This window comes from Corynebacterium phocae, assembly GCF_008693075.1.
GTDB lineage: Bacteria > Actinomycetota > Actinomycetes > Mycobacteriales > Mycobacteriaceae > Corynebacterium > Corynebacterium phocae.
In genome coordinates this window covers 1-501 of sequence record NZ_VXKJ01000009.1, presented here as the reverse complement: position 1 = coordinate 501, position 501 = coordinate 1, and the positions used below count along the sequence as shown (strand labels likewise).

Genomic DNA, 501 nt, shown 5'->3' with positions numbered 1-501 from the left:
ATCAGAATCAGGATCAAGCGGATCGGTACCAATGGCTTCCTCATCAGCGTTATTCACACCATCGCCATCAGCATCCGGATCCTTATCATTAGGAATACCATCGCCGTCCTTATCAACACCGTCAACCAAATCGTTGACACCATCATCAGGATTAACATCGGTCTCATCAACATCGCCCAAACCATCATCATCAGCATCGGTAGTAGGAATATCCTTGCCGGTGTCCGGATCAGTCGGAACGACTGACTCATCAGCGTTGGTCTTGCCATCCTTGTCGAAGTCCTCATCACCATCGCTGGTGCCATCACCATCAGAATCAGGATTCAGCGGATCGGTGCCAATGGCTTCCTCATCAGCGTTATTCACGCCATCGCCATCAGCATCCGGATCCTTATCATTAGGAATACCGTCGCCGTCCTTATCAACACCGTCAACCAAATCGTTGACGCCATCCTTTGGATTGACGTCAGTCTCATCGACATCGCCCAGGCCGTCACCATC

General features: G+C 50.7%; 1 pseudogene. It reads right to left on the bottom strand.

Going from position 1 to position 501, the window contains the following annotated elements:
• Window positions 1–501: pseudogene (locus tag F4V58_RS12395) on the bottom strand (MSCRAMM family adhesin SdrC); the annotation flags it as partial.